We start from the raw sequence: 14,515 nt of genomic DNA on the forward strand, positions 1-14,515 counted from the left end.
TTGCAGTGTCGTCAGCGCGAAGTGCGATGACCTAAGATCGCCGGTCATCTGCCGTTGCGGGCTGCCCAGCTCTTAAGCCGCAAGCCGTTAAGCCTGATGAAACCTTCGGCGTCACGATGATCGTAGGCGACCGCGCTTTCCTCGAAGGTGACGAGGTCGGCTGAATAGAGTGACCAGGGAGAGGTGCGCGAGATGACCGAGGCGCTTCCCTTGTAGAGCCTGAGCGTCACTTCGCCGCTGACGAAAGCCTGGCTGTGGTCGATCAGGGCTTGCAGCATTTCCCGCTCGGGCGCGAACCAGAAGCCGTTGTAGATCAGCTCGGCGTAGCGGGGCATGATTTCATCCTTCAGATGGGCGGCGGCGCGGTCGAGCGTAATCGATTCAATGCCGCGATGGGCTGCGAGCAGGATCGTGCCTCCCGGCGTTTCGTAAATTCCCCTCGACTTCATGCCGATGAAGCGGTTTTCAACGAGATCGAGCCGCCCGACGCCATGCCGGCCGCCCAGCCCATTGAGTTCGCTCAGCAATGCGGCCGGTGTCATGGACTTGCCATTCACCGAAACCGGGTCACCTGCCTCGAAACCGATGGTGATGATCTCGGGGGCGTCAGGAGCATCGAGCGGATCAACCGTGCGCTGATAGACATTATCGGGCGCGACCTCCGCCGGATTTTCGAGGATCTTGCCTTCGGTCGAGGTGTGCAGCAGGTTGGCGTCGATCGAGAACGGCGCCTCGCCGCGCTTGTCGCTTGGCACCGGGATGTGATGCTTCTCGGCATATTCCAGAAGCTGCCTACGGGAGCGGATGTTCCATTGGCGCCAGGGAGCGATGACCTTAAGCGACGGATCGAGCGCATTGATGGCCAGCTCGAACCGGATCTGGTCATTGCCCTTGCCTGTCGCGCCGTGGGCGATGGCATCCGCGCCAACCTCCCGGGCTATGCCGACCAGACGCTTGGCAATCAGCGGCCGTGCAATGGAACTGCCCAGCAGATATTGCCCCTCATAGAGCGCGTTCGCCCGTAGCATCGGAAAGACGAAATCGCTGACGAACTCCTCGCGCAGATCGACGATGCGGATGTCCTTGACCCCTGACATCTCCGCCTTGGCGCGCGCCGGCTCGAGCTCCTCGCCCTGGCCGAGATCGGCGGTGAACGTCACCACTTCGCATCCGTAGACCTCCTGCAACCATTTGAGGATGATCGAGGTATCCAGCCCGCCCGAATAGGAAAGCACAATTTTCTCTATCTTCGTCATCAACCCATCTCCATCTCGATGCTGGAACGATAGGCCAAGTCCTACGCAATGAGCTTGCAAAGCATCCGTAAAATTGCAAAAATTTAGCATATCATGCCATTACAGCCCGAGTAGGAGCTATGAAATGCCAGTCTCCTTGGATCCGATCGATCGCCATATTCTGCGCGTGCTTCAGCGTGACGGGCGTATTTCGAATGTCGATCTGGCGAAGGAGGTAGGCCTGTCACCGTCACCGTGCCTGCGTCGCGTGCGGCTGCTGGAAGAGGCCGGGATCATCGATCGCTACGTCGCCGTACTGGACCCTGCAAAGGTCGGGGCGGGACTGACGGTTTTTGCCCGCGTGTGGTTCAAGACCCAGGACGCCGAGGTCACGCTCCGGTTCGCCCAAGCCGTCAGGCGGTTTCCCGAGGTGATGGAATGCTACCTAACGACAGGGGAGTGCGACGCCGTGCTTCGGATCGTCACCGCCGATCTGCATAGCTACTGGCGTTTTCAGGCCGATCACCTGACGCGCATTCCAAGTGTGCTCAGCGTCAAGACCGACGTGCCGATGGAAACGCTGAAGCGGAGCTACGAACTGCCGTTGAGATAGGCTGCATTCACAGGTGGTCCCTTGTCAGTCAGGCGAGGCCCCGAAGGCGCATTGCTGCTCTCAGTGACCTTCGATCTCCGCCTCGACCAGATGAAACTGGCAGGTTTCGAGCGCTTCTCGTTTGATCCAGAATCGTATGGCTCCAACGTCCCACCACATGAAGCGTGGGCCATCGGAATCGCTGCGGAGTTGAAGCAAGAGAACCTCATCATCATCGAGGTCTTCTTGTATCCCTTTCCCGTTCCCGAACATTCGGTGAGACAGGAATCCGTTCAGCTCAACCCGATTGTCAGGATCGCCGACCGCGAGCAATTCCGGTTCCTTTTCGGCGATTCCGGGAAAATCAGAAAGAAGGGTCGTTAGAGATGCACGCAAAGTAAATTCGAGATGCGGGTGCGAGGCATATTGTCTCGCTTGCTTTTGCAGCCGGACATTCTGTTCCAAGACGTCTAGAACCTTTCCGCGATCTTCGGGCGAAAGCCTGGTTTCTCTGCCCATGGCAACGAGGTTGTGAGTGAGGGCGACAGCTTGCGCCCTCCAATCGTTGTAGGCTTGCAGCAAAGCGTCGGAGTATTTGCCCTCGTGGTCGAGAACGGTTTCGATTGGCAATATATTCTCGAACCAAGTATTTCTCGCTTCGTTCAAAACCATGACTGCGTCTTCTGCACGGTATGGCAGGCTCTCGGGATTCAGTTCGACTCTTGATTGGTAAAAATCGCGCTGTTCCTCGACGCACAACATTTGGAGGCAATCGTAAGCCAGGCTGTCGATGTCGCGCATCTCGATGTCGGCTCTGGCTTGCGGGGCTTCTTTTCGGGGGGGCTCTGGCGCCTTCGATGTCTTGGGCTTGAACGGATTCATATCTTTCCAGAAAGTCCGGATGACATCCGCAATGCCAGCTGGCTTGTCGAGATCAGCCGGCTCCCCGCAAATGGCATCCTCGAAAGGCCGAAGCCGAGGATCATCTCGTCCAGAAAATCGCGGAAGATCCCAAACATCGATCACAGTGAACCGAACGGTGCATCTCGGAAAAAGCTCACCTCTGGGACCGTCCGGATTTCGGTAGCTGCTTGCGTCTGTTTGACCGTAATCCAGATGATCGATCTTCCATCCGGCGTATTCCGGAGCCGGGCGGCTGGGCAGATCCGCCGGATTGTCGGGGTAGTAGAGGACGCGCCAGGCATCCGAACCATATGACTCGAGCGGCTCGTTCGATTGCGACAATGCAAAGAAATAGAGCATGCCGGATTTCGGAAGCGCGCCCCGAGCCTCGATGTCTGGCAGTTCCTCCAGATTGATTTGGGCCAGAAAATCCAACGATGCCGTTGTGCCATCCTCGAAATCGATCGTGGGCCAAACCCAGTCCGGCGGAAGATTCGGTCGTCCTCCTATCTGCGACAGCAGTCCCGTGGTTTCATTCGGCGGCCAGATCCGATCCAGTCTTATGCTTTTAGAACGGTGAGGGCGCATCAGCGCGGCCGCTTGGTCTAACGTAACTACGGGGGATATCCGATTGATCATTGCGTGTTCCAAGTCTGACAGATGGCGCCGGCGGTGCTGCCTCCTCCTCGGAGGCCGCCCCGCGCGTTGCACGCTATCTCACGGATGCCCTAAGAATCGTAAAGGTTGTTGATCCTTCCTCCCGTCACCCAGTGTGGCATGGGGCCGCTTCGAGACTCCATGAGGCGAATGCCTGCCGCTGGCCGAACGCCGTTCCTAACGGACCACAACTACTCCACCTGGATATGAATATGGTCGTCGTGGCGGGCGGCGCGGCAGCCTTGAAAGCGGACATGGCCGTCGGTGATGCCGAGCGTGTTCTTCAGATGCGGCTCGATGAAGATCTTCTGCAGGCCGAAGCGCGTCACGCCTTCGCTCGTCAACCAGCCGATCGCGGCCGATGTGCGCTGCTCCTCGATCCGATAGGCGGGAAACAGAGGCTGCAGCGCGTCGAAGTCCCAGCGGGTGGTGAGCCAGTCGTTGCGCCCTTCGCATGGCAGTTCGTCGCCGGGGGCGGGTTGCTCGAAGGCGAAATAGCCGATCGGGGAGCGGGTGGCGCCATTCAGGAAGGCACCGTCCACATCCTTGTAATAATAGGCGAAGTCGAGCTTTTTCCCGTCGGCATGCGACAGATGCGGCAGCAGTGGAAAGCCTCTCACGAAGGGGAAATTCGCATCCCGCGCGACGGTGACGGTTCCCGGAAACTCCTTGTCCATGTGGGCGGCAAGCGCCTTTGCGAGATCGCGCACGCCTGGGGTGACGTAGTTGCGGTTTAGCAGGCAATAGATCGGGGAGCGGACCACGAGCCTGTCTTCGGCGCCGGCGACGCAGGAGAGGGGAACCCGCCCGAAGATCGGCGCGGCGAGGCTCGCGGCAAAGGTGGCGCCGGCATAGCAAAGCAGAAAGATTGCAAACTTTGCCGGAAGCGGACGTAAGCCCCGGCCGCGCGATGCGGCCAGCGCCACGAGATAGGCGATGCCGCCGATCTGCGTCAGCAGCGTCAGGATGAGAACGATCAGGGCGTGGAGAGCATAACGGAACACGGGAGGGGCCTTGGGAGTGCTGTCATTCCCATAGGCGAGGGGATGGTGGCGCGCAAGGCGGATGGCGGGGAGTGCGCGGCTCATTTGCGCGCCCCCTGGAGTGCTTTGAATTGACAGGATCAATTATCTGACTAAAGTCAGACAATATGACCTGCGATCCTGTCTCTCGTGTCCGTCGCTTCAACCGTGCCGTCACCTCCGAAGTCGGCGCTCTCGATACGTCTTTCCTCGGACGCGGCCGTCCGTTGGGTGCTGCCCGCGTCCTCAATTCGATCGGCCGGGGGCAATCGGATGTTGCGGTGATCCGCGATTATCTCGGTCTCGACTCCGGCTTGATGAGCCGTCTGCTGCGCAGTCTTGAAGAGGAAGGTCTCATCGAGACGGTGCCGAACCCTCAGGACGCGCGTCGGCGCGTTGCCTGGCTGACCGAAACCGGCCGTTCCGAGTTTCAGGCTTATGAAGCGCTTTCCAACGCGCAGGCGAAATCGTTTCTGGCGCGCCATCGTCGCCCGGACGAACTGCTGCGCGCCATGGATATCGTCGCTTCCTCGCTGAGACGTGAGCAGATCGTGCTCGAGCAGAAAGACCCGCGACACGAGGACGCCAGCTATTGTCTCCGTCAATACTACGGCGAACTTGCACGCCGCTTCGAGAAGGGTTTCGATGTATCGCTTTCTCGCGATCCCGACGCCGAGGATATGATCCGTCCGCGCGGTGCGTTCCTGGTGGCCATGTCGGATGGCCTGCCGATCGGTTGTGTCGGGCTGAAGGGCAACGGCGGCGAAGTCGCGGAGATTAAAAGGCTCTGGGTTGCTCCATCCGCGCGTGGCCTTGGGCTCGCAACGCGTCTTATGACGGCCGCCGAGAACGTCGCCCGCGAGTTATCCATCAAGCTCCTGCGTCTGGATACAAATAGCGCGCTGCCCGAGGCGACGCAGCTTTATCGTGGAACCGGCTGGAGTGAGATCGATCGTTTCAATGACGATCCGTACCCGGACACGTTCTTTGAGAAACGCCTTTAAGTGAAGGTGCTTTTGAGTGCGAACGTCTGACTTCTTGGCCTGATTTGTAATGATCCATTGTGCCATCCGACCCGCGATAGGAGATGGTGACTGTTTATGGCAGACGCTGCCGACTTCTCCTCCCTCATTCCTGTGCTTGTCACAGGAATCCAGCGCGCCCAAGTCCTTGGGCGCGAAAGAGTTTGTTCCTTAGATAAGAGCCATTCACGGCGCCGACGCGCCGTGGCTGGATTCCTGTGACGGGCACAGGAATGAGGGAGGGGGAGGTGGCGTTCGAGCCAAAACTTGCTGCAGCAGCGCAAGGGCTACGCTCATCCGAGGATCAGGCGGCGAAGCGCTCCGTTATCGGGCGGCGGCGCAGGTTCGGCTGCGTTACCGCAGGCGGGTTATAGGCCGCCTCCAACGGGCCGGTGTCGGTGCCGGGCGGGACGATCGCGTCGATCCGGTCGAGGATTTCGTCCGTCAGGCTTACCCCGGCGCCGGCAAGCAGATCGTCGAAGTGCTCCATCGTGCGCGGGCCGATGATCGCCGAGGTGACGGCGGGATGGGCGATAGCAAAGGCCATCGCCATGTGCGCCAGCGAAAGACCTGCCTGCTGCGCGAGCGGGATGAGCCGTTCGACCGCGTCCAGCCGGCGCTCGTCGTTCATCTGCTTGGGGAAGCGTTTGGCGCGGGCGCTGTCGGGTTGCGGTGCGCCCTTGCGATATTTGCCTGTGAGCATGCCCATCGCCAGCGGGCTCCACACCATTGCGCCCATTCCGTAACGCTCGCAGGCGGGTAGAACCTCGCGTTCGATGCCGCGGTTCAGGATCGAATAGGGCGGCTGCTCGGCGCGGAAACGTGCCAGATCACGGCGCTCGGAAACCCATTGCGCCTCGATAATCTCCGAGACGGGGAAGGTCGACGATCCCACGGCGCGCACCTTGCCCGTCCGTATCAGGTCGGTGAGGGTCGATAGCGTCTCCTCGATATCGGTATCGGGTGCCGGCCGGTGGATCAGGTAGAGATCGATATGGTCGGTCTGCAGGCGACGGAGCGAATCCTCGACTGCGCGAGTCAGCCAGCGGCGTGAATTGCCCTGCCGGTTCGGGTCGTCGCCCATCGGCAGATGTGCCTTGGTGGCGAGCACGACGTCGTCGCGCCGGCCCTTGAGCGCCTTGCCGACGATCTCCTCGGATTCGCCGCGGCTGTAGATGTCGGCGGTGTCGATGAAGTTTATGCCGGCATCGAGCGCCTTGTGGATGATCCGGATCGAATCCTCGTGGTCGGGATTGCCGGCGGCGCCGAACATCATCGCGCCGAGGCAATAGGGGCTGACCTTGATGCCGGTTCTTCCAAGCGTGCGGTATTGCATGGTCTGTTCCTTTATTAGGGAGGCGGACTTCGTGCGCGTCGATGTGGCCAACACCGTCGCGCCGTGTTAACTTGCTTAAACGGAACCGTATTCCGTTTATATACGGAACGATGTTCCGTTTTGCAAGTGAGCGAATGATGAGCGACGAGAGAAAAGAGCAGGAGGCCGGCCGGAGAGCTGGGGAAAGGGCGGATAGGCCCGTGCGCGCCGACGCCAAGCGCAATCTCGACGGGCTGCTTCAGGCGGCATTGACGGTGTTTGCGACCTCCGGCGTCGATGCCCCGGTGCGTGAGATCGCGGAGAAGGCCGGCGTTGGCATCGGCACCGTTTACCGGCATTTTCCCGAGCGTTCCGACCTCGTCGTTGCCGTCTTCCGCCGCGAAATCGACGCCTGCGCCGACGCTGCGCCGATCCTTGCCGCCGAACATGCGCCGGGCGAGGCGCTGGCCAGATGGATGCAGCGTTTCGTGGATTTCATCGCGGCCAAGCGTGGGCTTGCGGCGGCCCTGCACTCCGGCAACCCGGCCTTCGATGCCTTGCCCGCCTACTTCCAGCAGCGGCTGCAGCCGGCCCTTCGCTCGCTTCTCGACGCCGCCGCTGCCGCCGGCGAGGTGCGTACCGATATCGCCGCCGAGGATCTTTTGAATGCGGCCGCAAGCCTTAGCATGCACGCCTACGCCCAAGGGTCCGAACATGCCCGGCGCATGGTTTCCCTGCTGGTCGACGGGCTACGCTACGGCGCGGTACAGCGGTGAAGCTCCGACAATGAAACGGGCCGTTGCCCGGCCGGCACGCGCGCTCGGACGGGCAACGGCCTGGCGTCATCAGGTCCGCATCGACAGCTCAATATCCTCTTCGAATGGCGTCGAGAGGTAGCCAGCCGCGGGCGAGCGCACGCGGGCGAGGTATTCCGGGCAGAGGTCGGCATTGTCGGCGACGATGAGGGCGCCCGGCCTCAGGCGGTCTTCCACCAGTTCCAGAATATCGCGATAGAGCGCCTTGGCTCCGTCGAGGAACAGCAGGTCGATCGTTTCCGGGAGATCCGTACTCAGGGTCTCAAGGGCATCGCCTTCACGGATCTCGACGAGGTCGATGAGGCGGCCGGCCGTCAGGTTGGCGCGGGCGCGGGCCAGCTTCGACGGCTCGAACTCGCTGGTGATCAGCCGGCCGCCGCCATTGTCGCGCAGCGCGGCTGCGAGATGGAGGGTCGAGATGCCGAAGGATGTGCCGAATTCGACGATCGTTCGTGCGCGGCTGCTTCGCGCCAGCATGTAGAGCAGCACGCCGGCCTCTCTGGAGACGGGAAGCCAAAGATCCTTCAGGCGCCCGTAAAGGTCGAGATATTCGGTCTTGCTGCCGATCAGGCGCATCCGCTCATCGCCTGACAGCCCCGACATTGCAGGGCTTGTCGCCGTATCAGCCTCCTCGAACAGGCCGTCGAGCAGGGGCGCCAGCGGGGCGGTGGTCAATGTTGTCATGTAAAATCTCCTTGTGACAGGTTCTTGTGTCGAGTGGAAAATACGAGTAATTCGTCGCATCTGCTATTCGCATTGCGTAGCGCTGCCATGACCGATCGTCCAAGAGCCCGGATTTCCTCACGAAAACAGCCCAAACAGGCCCGTTCGGCAGAGCTCGTGGCGGCGATCCTGGATGCCGCTGCTCAGGTTTTGGCGCGGGAAGGCGCCCAGCGCTTCACGACGGCGCGGGTGGCCGAAAGGGCCGGCGTCAGCATCGGATCGCTGTACCAATATTTCCCCAACAAGGCGGCGATCCTCTTTCGGCTGCAAAGCGACGAATGGCGGCAGACGACGGACATGCTCGGCGGCATCCTTGCCGATGCGCAAAGGCCGCCGCTCGAAAGGCTGCGCCGCCTCGTCCATGCCTTCCTCCGCTCGGAGTGCGAGGAGGCGGCGATGCGTGTGGCGCTCCATGATGCCGCGCCCCTTTATCGCGATGCACCGGAGGCACAGGCGGCGAGGGCATCGGGAGACCGCATCGTCGAACTGTTCATGCAGGAAGTGCTGCCTTCTGCGTCGGAAGCGACACGGGTGCTCGCCGGCGACCTGATCACCACGACGCTCGGCACAGTGGGCAAGCAGTTCTCGGAGGCTCCGCGGAGCGCTGCCGAGATCGACGCCTATGCCGACGCCATGGCCGACATGTTTTGCGCCTACCTCGAACGGCTTGGGTCTGGCCGGGGCGGGGCATAACGTTCCCGGCTGCGCAACCTGGCTTGCTCCTTCTTCTCCCCTGCGGGGAGAAGGTGGCCCGAAGGGTCGGATGAGGTGGCAGCACGGGATGCCCTTCATGATTGCCCTTCGCTTACGCTCAGCGCATTCGCGGCTTTGCCGCTCACCCCCTCAACCGCCTGCCGGCACTTTCTCCCCGCCGGGGAGAAGAGGCATGCGGCGACGCCTCACCCTTCGGCAAGCGCAGCCTCACATCTGTCATGGGAAGACGCCTCGGTTTCGATGGATGGATGTCGGGTCCTACCGCTCGTCCAGTTGCTTCGACAGTTCGGCAAAAAGCCTGTCGCAGTCGGTGTTCATCTGGACGAGATCGACGGCGACCGTGATGGCGTGGCGTCCTTCGATGCTGTCGATGTCGAGCTTCCTCTCGCAGCACCATTGCCGAACGGCATCGGTGACGATGGTTATTTCATCATCATTCAGTGAGATGAGCGACAGGAGCATCTTCGTACCCTCCATGAAGCGGCAAGAGCACCTATGGTCTCTCAAGCGGTCGCGTCGATGATCCGATGGCGTTTACTCTACGCCCATTCCACAGCAATACCACGGCCATTTTGACACGGTTTGGTGACAGCCGAACGATCCCGACAGGCGGCCGTCAGAGCGGTACCTGCCAGGATTGCTTGATCTTCTGCAACGGGATTTCCGTCTTGATGTTGCGGACGCCTTCGATGCGGCAGAGGTATTCCATCTGGACGCGCCTAGGATAGCGACGGCGGCTCGTTTATTTAGCCAGCACGATATGCGTGGCGTGTTCGGTTGCGACATGCTCGGCGACGCGGAAGCCGAGGGCCGGGAGGTCGATGCCTGTGAACATTGCTTCGCCCTTGCCGAGTACGACGGGGGAGATGGCGAAATGCAGTTCGTCGATCAGGCCGGCCTGCAGATACTGACGGACGGTGCTGACGCCGCCGCCGATTTTCACATCCTTGCCGCCGGCCGCAGCCTTCGCCTTGTCAAGCGCTTCCTCGACGCCGCCGGTAATGAAGTGAAACGTCGTGCCGCCTTCCATGACGATGGGTTCGCGGGGATAATGCGTCAGGATATAGGTCGGCGCGTGATAGGGCGGGTTCGGCCCCCACCAGCCCTTCCAGGCATCATCCGGCCATTCGCCGCGGATAGGGCCGAACATGTTGCGTCCGAGAATGAAGGCGCCGAAATTGGCCATGCCGCGGGCCGCATAACCCTCGTCGATGCCTTCAGAACCGCCGTCCTTTCCGATCATCGCCCGGAAGGTGCGGGTACGGAAAAACCATTCGAACATCTCCGTTCCCCGCTTGCCCAGCGGATCGCTCATGCTCTGCTCCGGCCCGGCGCCGAAACCATCCACGGAAAGGGAAAATGCTGCGACACGCACCTTGGACATGCTGCTCTCCTCCATCTGATTGTGGATCGAAACTAGTTGCGTTGTCGCATAAGTGATCCTATATTGCAACCAGTTTTAAGGAGAGAATTCGTGGATATTGAACTGCGGTCGGGCTGCCCGATCAACCTGACGATGGAAGTGCTGGGCGATCGGTGGAGCCTCATCATCATCAGGGACATCATGTTCGGCAACCGCCGCCATTTCCGCGATCTTCTGACCCATTCGGAGGAGGGAATTGCCTCCAACATTCTGGCTGCCAGGCTGAAACGTCTGCTCTCGCTCGGATTCATCAGCAAGCGGGACGACCCGAGCCACAGCCAGAAAGCGATCTACAGCCTGGCGGAGCCAGCGATCCAGCTCGTGCCGGTCTTTGCCATGATCGGCGCCTGGGGACGACGGCATCTGCCTGTGAGCGAGGAGCTGAGCATCCGTGCGCAGCTTCTCGAAGAAGGCGGGCCGCCGCTGTGGGACGAATTCATGGAGGATCTCCGGCAGATCCACATCGTCGACCCGATCGGCGGCGCCAACGGTACATGCACCTCGCCCGTACTGGCGAAGCTGACGGCGGCGTTCCTAGAGGTTCGCGCGCGATCGTTGTCGCAGGCATCCTGAATATACAGGAAAGTAGTCGGCCCGATCAGCCACCGGCACCCTGGTATTTGCCGGTGGCGTAGCGCCAGTGAACGATTGCTATCAACACCCAGATTGGACCGGCCACAAGAGACACCAGCCCGGCCCAGTCCCCGAGGATCGGGATCGGCTTGCCGAGCAGGGCGCCGACGGGGACCGAGCTGGTGAGGGCCAGCGGGACCGCGGTGATGAGGATGGTCTGGATGCCGCCGGGAAAAATATTGAGCGGGTAGCGCGTCAATTCCCAAAAGCCGAAGAAGATCGAGAACAGGTGGTTGGAGCGCACCCAGATCAGCGCCGTAGCGCCGATCATGGTGATGAGGGCAGCGGTCAGCAGCGTCGCGCTGATGAGCGCGGCAACAAGGAACGAGACCGACCAGACCGACCAGGCGAAGTCGACGGACAGAACGGCCCAGCCCATCAGCGCCACCGCGAGGATGACGTGGCCGGTATAGTCGATATTGAGGCCGGAAAAGACCAGATAGGCCCAGGGGCTGAAAGGCTTGACCAACAGCGTGTCGAAAGTGCCGAGCCGCACCAGTTCTTCGAGGTCGCGCAATTGCACGAAGCTCATCGCGGCGCCGAGCGAATAAGCCAGCAGCTGGAAGCTGAACAGCAGCGCCAGCTCCGGCCAGGTCCAGCCGCCGAGCGTATCGAAGCGGGCGAGCAGGATGCCGATGGTGGCAAACACGCTGCCGTAGGAAAGGATCTGCGCAAGACGGTCGAGACAGAAGGCACCGCGATATTCCATCTGGGAGCGGACATGCATCCGGACCAGCAGCGGAAGGACGCGCAGGTGATGAATGAGCACGATCAACCTCCCTGCACGGTGATGCGGCCGGAGGCCCGGCGCCACAGCCAGAGGACGCCGGCAAGGAACAACGCGGCCCAGCCGAGACCGAGGCCGAGATGGAGCCAGACATCGGCCGTGGAAAGCCTGCCGAGATAGACAGCATTGGGATAGTAGACCACCCAGGCGAAGGGCAGGTGGCGGGCAATCGTGGCCAGCGGTTCGGGGAAGAACCAGAACGGTATCAGCAGGCCCGAGAATAGTTGAAGCAGGGCGCCCAGGATCCAGTCCAGCGAGAAGCTCGTCATCAGCCAGAAGGCGATGAGGCCGAAGAGCGCCGACATCAGGAACAGCAGCGTAAAGGACAGCGCCCAGAAGGCGATGAACATCAGGCCATCGAATAGGCTTGCCGGCGGCAGCATGCCGTAAAACAACGCGGTGAAGACGACGGTCGGAATGACCTGGGTCATCAGGCGATAGCCGAAACTGCCGCATTCGTTGGCGAAAAGATAGAGCGGATAGGACAAGGGCTTGAGCAGCCAGACCGCGATATCACCTGTCTTCAGCGACCGGCCGATCTCGCCGATGATCCTTTCAGGGCGGGTTGCGCCCATCACCGCGCCGCCGAGCAGGGCATAGGTCACCATCTGCTGCAGGGAAACGCCGTCGACCACGATTGCGCTGACGCCGGCATAGGCCGCCTGCCAGATGGCGACACGCGCGAAGACCTGCACGAGTTTGCCGAAGATATTGGCCCATACTTCGTTGCGGTAGGCGAGTTGCGAGTGGAAGGAACTGCGCGCGAAGGCGAAATAGGCGCTCATGATGCCCGGGCCTTGGCATTGCGGCCCTGGTAGAAGGTGCGGATGACCTCTTCGATGTCAGGTTCCTGCAGCGCCACATCCTTGAGATCGCGCCCGTTGCCGACCTCCGACAGGATCGCGACCAGCGAGATGTCTTCACGCTCGATGAGATAATTCTTGCGCAAACCCTCGTCGCTGACGAGGACCGCGGTGCGCAATGGCAGCGGTCCAGGGTCGCTGGCAAATTCGAGTGTCAGCCGCCGGGCCGAGCCCAATGCCGCGCGCAGGCTCTTCAACTCACCGTCGAAGATGAGCCTGCTATGATCGACCATAATCAGCCGTGGGCAGATGGTTTCGATGTCCTGCAGGTCATGGGTGGTGAGGATGATGGTGACGCCGCGCTCACGGTTGATCTCGGCGAGAAAACGCCGCACGGCATCCTTGGCGACCACATCAAGACCTATGGTCGGTTCGTCTAGAAAGAGGATCTTGGGGTCGTGCAGCAGTGACATGACGATCTCGGCGCGCATGCGCTGGCCGAGACTGAGCTGGCGCACTGCGCGGTCGAGAAAGGGCGTCAAGTCGAGCAATTCGCTGAAGCGCCGGAGATTATCCGCATAACGGGCGACGGGGATGTCGTAGATGCGCTGATGCAGGGTAAAACTGTCGACCAGCGGCAGGTCCCACCACAGCTGGCTGCGCTGGCCGAAAACGACGCCGATCTCGCGGGCATTGTCCATTCGCCGCAGATGCGGTGTCCGGCCGAGTACCGAGAGCGTGCCGTCGCTCGGCACCAGGATGCCGGTCATCATCTTGATCATCGTCGATTTGCCGGCGCCATTCGGACCGAGATAGCCAACGGCTTCGCCCGCCGTGATGTCGAAACTGACGTCGGAAACCGCCAGAACTTCCGTATATTCGTTTGTAACCAGAGTCTTCAAAGCGCCCAGCAGGCCCGGAAATCTCTTGTGCTGCCGGAAGCGTTTGCTGACGCCCCGCGCCTCGATCAAAGCCGACATGTGTATTTCCTCAAGGGGTAATCCAGCCGATTCGGCAGCAGCATCCAGGCTAACGCGAGGCTCGACCAATTCAAGCAAAAGTCGCTTTTGGGGGCGTTACTCAATCGCGCCTAGCGTAGCCTTTAGCGTTGACAGCCATGATCAATCATTTCCTGTTAGGGTCATGAAGATTCTCGCAATATCCGGAAGTGCCCGGCGCAATTCCACCAACACGGCCATGCTGCAGGCTGTTCGCGCCGTTGCGCCAAGTGAGATCGAGATTTCGATCTTCGACGGCGTGGGGCGGTTGCCGGTATTCTCGCCCGATCTCGAGGGAGAGCATCTGCCGGAGGTGGTGCGGAATTTCATCGATGTGATCGCTCAGAGCGATGGGGTGATCATTGCCAGCCCGGAATATGTCCGATCCATCCCGGGCGGCCTCAAGAATGCGATCGACTGGCTCGTATCGGGAGATGATATCGTCCATAAGCCGATCGCCCTGCTGCACGCATCCCATCGAGGCGACGACATGCTGGCGGGTCTTCGCACTGTTCTTGCGACCATTACCGACCGGTTCGCGGGCGATATTTTCCTCAGGCTTCCTCTGATGAAACTGGAGCCGGGCGAGGTGTTCAAGGCCGTCGAGGCAGCGGAGAACCGTTCCAGGGTGCAGGCCTATCTTCAGGTATTCTCGGCCTATTGCATGGCAGACAGTAAGACCGCCTGAGGTTCGCTCGCTGCATCATCGGATGTCCATCAGCAGGCCGTTCTCGAATGCCGTCTTTTCGTGAAGCGTGTGCAGAATGACGAGCGGGGCTGCGAGCAGCGCGGCCAGGATGAAGGCGGAGAGGAAGTGTCTCGTCAGGCGACGAAGGATATGTCGGATCATCTTGATCTCCAGCTGCTGCGGAT

At 61.0% G+C, this 14,515-nt stretch carries 17 protein-coding genes; 6 read left to right on the forward strand and 11 right to left on the reverse strand.

Annotation, left to right across the window (positions count from 1 at the left end; genetic code table 11):
- Window positions 1-44: 44 nt before the first annotated feature.
- Window positions 45-1,256: an argininosuccinate synthase gene (locus HX899_RS20955; RefSeq protein WP_181293291.1), complete on the reverse strand. Its 1,212-nt coding sequence runs from the start codon at window positions 1,254-1,256 to the stop codon at window positions 45-47.
- Between the two features lie 124 nt (window positions 1,257-1,380).
- Between HX899_RS20955 and HX899_RS20960 the strand changes: the two genes are divergently transcribed.
- Window positions 1,381-1,848, forward strand: a complete 468-nt coding sequence (locus HX899_RS20960; protein WP_181293292.1) for an Lrp/AsnC family transcriptional regulator — start codon at window positions 1,381-1,383, stop codon at window positions 1,846-1,848.
- Between the two features lie 60 nt (window positions 1,849-1,908).
- Here HX899_RS20960 and HX899_RS20965 read toward each other — a convergent pair whose 3' ends face one another.
- Together HX899_RS20965 and HX899_RS20970 are read right to left on the reverse strand one after the other, a co-directional pair.
- A complete protein-coding gene (locus HX899_RS20965) occupies window positions 1,909-3,369 on the reverse strand; it encodes a DUF1963 domain-containing protein (RefSeq protein ID WP_246697154.1) in 1,461 nt (486 codons plus the stop codon).
- Window positions 3,370-3,578: 209 nt separating this feature from the next.
- Window positions 3,579-4,475: a hypothetical protein gene (locus HX899_RS20970; RefSeq protein ID WP_181293293.1), complete on the reverse strand. Its 897-nt coding sequence runs from the start codon at window positions 4,473-4,475 to the stop codon at window positions 3,579-3,581.
- 62 nt (window positions 4,476-4,537) lie between these two features.
- Between HX899_RS20970 and HX899_RS20975 the strand changes: the two genes are divergently transcribed.
- Window positions 4,538-5,413 (forward strand): helix-turn-helix domain-containing GNAT family N-acetyltransferase, encoded by an 876-nt coding sequence (locus HX899_RS20975; protein WP_181293294.1) that lies wholly within the window; start codon window positions 4,538-4,540, stop codon window positions 5,411-5,413.
- A 322-nt stretch (window positions 5,414-5,735) separates the two neighbouring features.
- Here the strand turns inward: HX899_RS20975 and HX899_RS20980 are convergent, their stop codons facing one another.
- Window positions 5,736-6,767, reverse strand: coding sequence for an aldo/keto reductase (locus HX899_RS20980; protein WP_181293295.1), 1,032 nt, complete (start codon window positions 6,765-6,767; stop codon window positions 5,736-5,738).
- 134 nt (window positions 6,768-6,901) lie between these two features.
- Between HX899_RS20980 and HX899_RS20985 the strand changes: the two genes are divergently transcribed.
- Entirely contained in the window at window positions 6,902-7,522 is a 621-nt protein-coding gene (locus tag HX899_RS20985) for a TetR/AcrR family transcriptional regulator (RefSeq protein WP_181293296.1), read from the forward strand.
- Window positions 7,523-7,591: 69 nt separating this feature from the next.
- Here the strand turns inward: HX899_RS20985 and HX899_RS20990 are convergent, their stop codons facing one another.
- Window positions 7,592-8,245 carry an O-methyltransferase gene (locus HX899_RS20990; protein ID WP_181293297.1) on the reverse strand — a complete coding sequence of 218 codons (654 nt, stop codon included), beginning with the start codon at window positions 8,243-8,245 and terminating at the stop codon, window positions 7,592-7,594.
- Between the two features lie 87 nt (window positions 8,246-8,332).
- On the opposite strand from HX899_RS20990, the gene HX899_RS20995 reads away from it, so the two are divergent.
- A complete protein-coding gene (locus HX899_RS20995) occupies window positions 8,333-8,977 on the forward strand; it encodes a TetR family transcriptional regulator (RefSeq protein ID WP_181293298.1) in 645 nt (214 codons plus the stop codon).
- Between the two features lie 279 nt (window positions 8,978-9,256).
- Here HX899_RS20995 and HX899_RS21000 read toward each other — a convergent pair whose 3' ends face one another.
- Both HX899_RS21000 and HX899_RS21005 read right to left on the reverse strand, forming a co-directional pair.
- A complete protein-coding gene (locus HX899_RS21000; RefSeq protein WP_138387373.1) occupies window positions 9,257-9,460 on the reverse strand; it encodes a hypothetical protein in 204 nt (67 codons plus the stop codon).
- A gap of 280 nt (window positions 9,461-9,740) precedes the next feature.
- A complete protein-coding gene (locus tag HX899_RS21005) occupies window positions 9,741-10,382 on the reverse strand; it encodes a dihydrofolate reductase family protein (RefSeq protein ID WP_181293299.1) in 642 nt (213 codons plus the stop codon).
- 90 nt (window positions 10,383-10,472) lie between these two features.
- On the opposite strand from HX899_RS21005, the gene HX899_RS21010 reads away from it, so the two are divergent.
- On the forward strand, window positions 10,473-10,994 hold the full coding sequence (locus HX899_RS21010) for a helix-turn-helix domain-containing protein (protein ID WP_025395039.1): 522 nt from the start codon (window positions 10,473-10,475) through the stop codon (window positions 10,992-10,994).
- A gap of 25 nt (window positions 10,995-11,019) precedes the next feature.
- Here HX899_RS21010 and HX899_RS21015 read toward each other — a convergent pair whose 3' ends face one another.
- From HX899_RS21015 to HX899_RS21025, 3 genes are read right to left on the reverse strand one after another with little or no spacing between them, the layout of a single operon-like run.
- Entirely contained in the window at window positions 11,020-11,823 is an 804-nt protein-coding gene (locus HX899_RS21015) for an ABC-2 family transporter protein (protein WP_181293300.1), read from the reverse strand.
- Between the two features lie 2 nt (window positions 11,824-11,825).
- Window positions 11,826-12,626, reverse strand: a complete 801-nt coding sequence (locus HX899_RS21020) for an ABC-2 family transporter protein (RefSeq protein ID WP_181293301.1) — start codon at window positions 12,624-12,626, stop codon at window positions 11,826-11,828.
- On the reverse strand, window positions 12,623-13,624 hold the full coding sequence (locus HX899_RS21025; RefSeq protein ID WP_181293302.1) for an ATP-binding cassette domain-containing protein: 1,002 nt from the start codon (window positions 13,622-13,624) through the stop codon (window positions 12,623-12,625). The genes HX899_RS21020 and HX899_RS21025 overlap by 4 nt, the downstream gene beginning before the upstream one ends.
- A gap of 163 nt (window positions 13,625-13,787) precedes the next feature.
- On the opposite strand from HX899_RS21025, the gene HX899_RS21030 reads away from it, so the two are divergent.
- Window positions 13,788-14,330, forward strand: coding sequence for an NADPH-dependent FMN reductase (locus HX899_RS21030; RefSeq protein WP_181293303.1), 543 nt, complete (start codon window positions 13,788-13,790; stop codon window positions 14,328-14,330).
- A 15-nt stretch (window positions 14,331-14,345) separates the two neighbouring features.
- On the opposite strand, the gene HX899_RS21035 is transcribed toward HX899_RS21030, so the two are convergent.
- A complete protein-coding gene (locus HX899_RS21035; RefSeq protein WP_181293304.1) occupies window positions 14,346-14,492 on the reverse strand; it encodes a hypothetical protein in 147 nt (48 codons plus the stop codon).
- Between the last annotated feature and the right edge of the window lie 23 nt (window positions 14,493-14,515).

The sequence above is a fragment of the Rhizobium sp. WYCCWR 11146 genome (assembly GCF_013591995.1).
Classification (GTDB): domain Bacteria; phylum Pseudomonadota; class Alphaproteobacteria; order Rhizobiales; family Rhizobiaceae; genus Rhizobium; species Rhizobium indicum.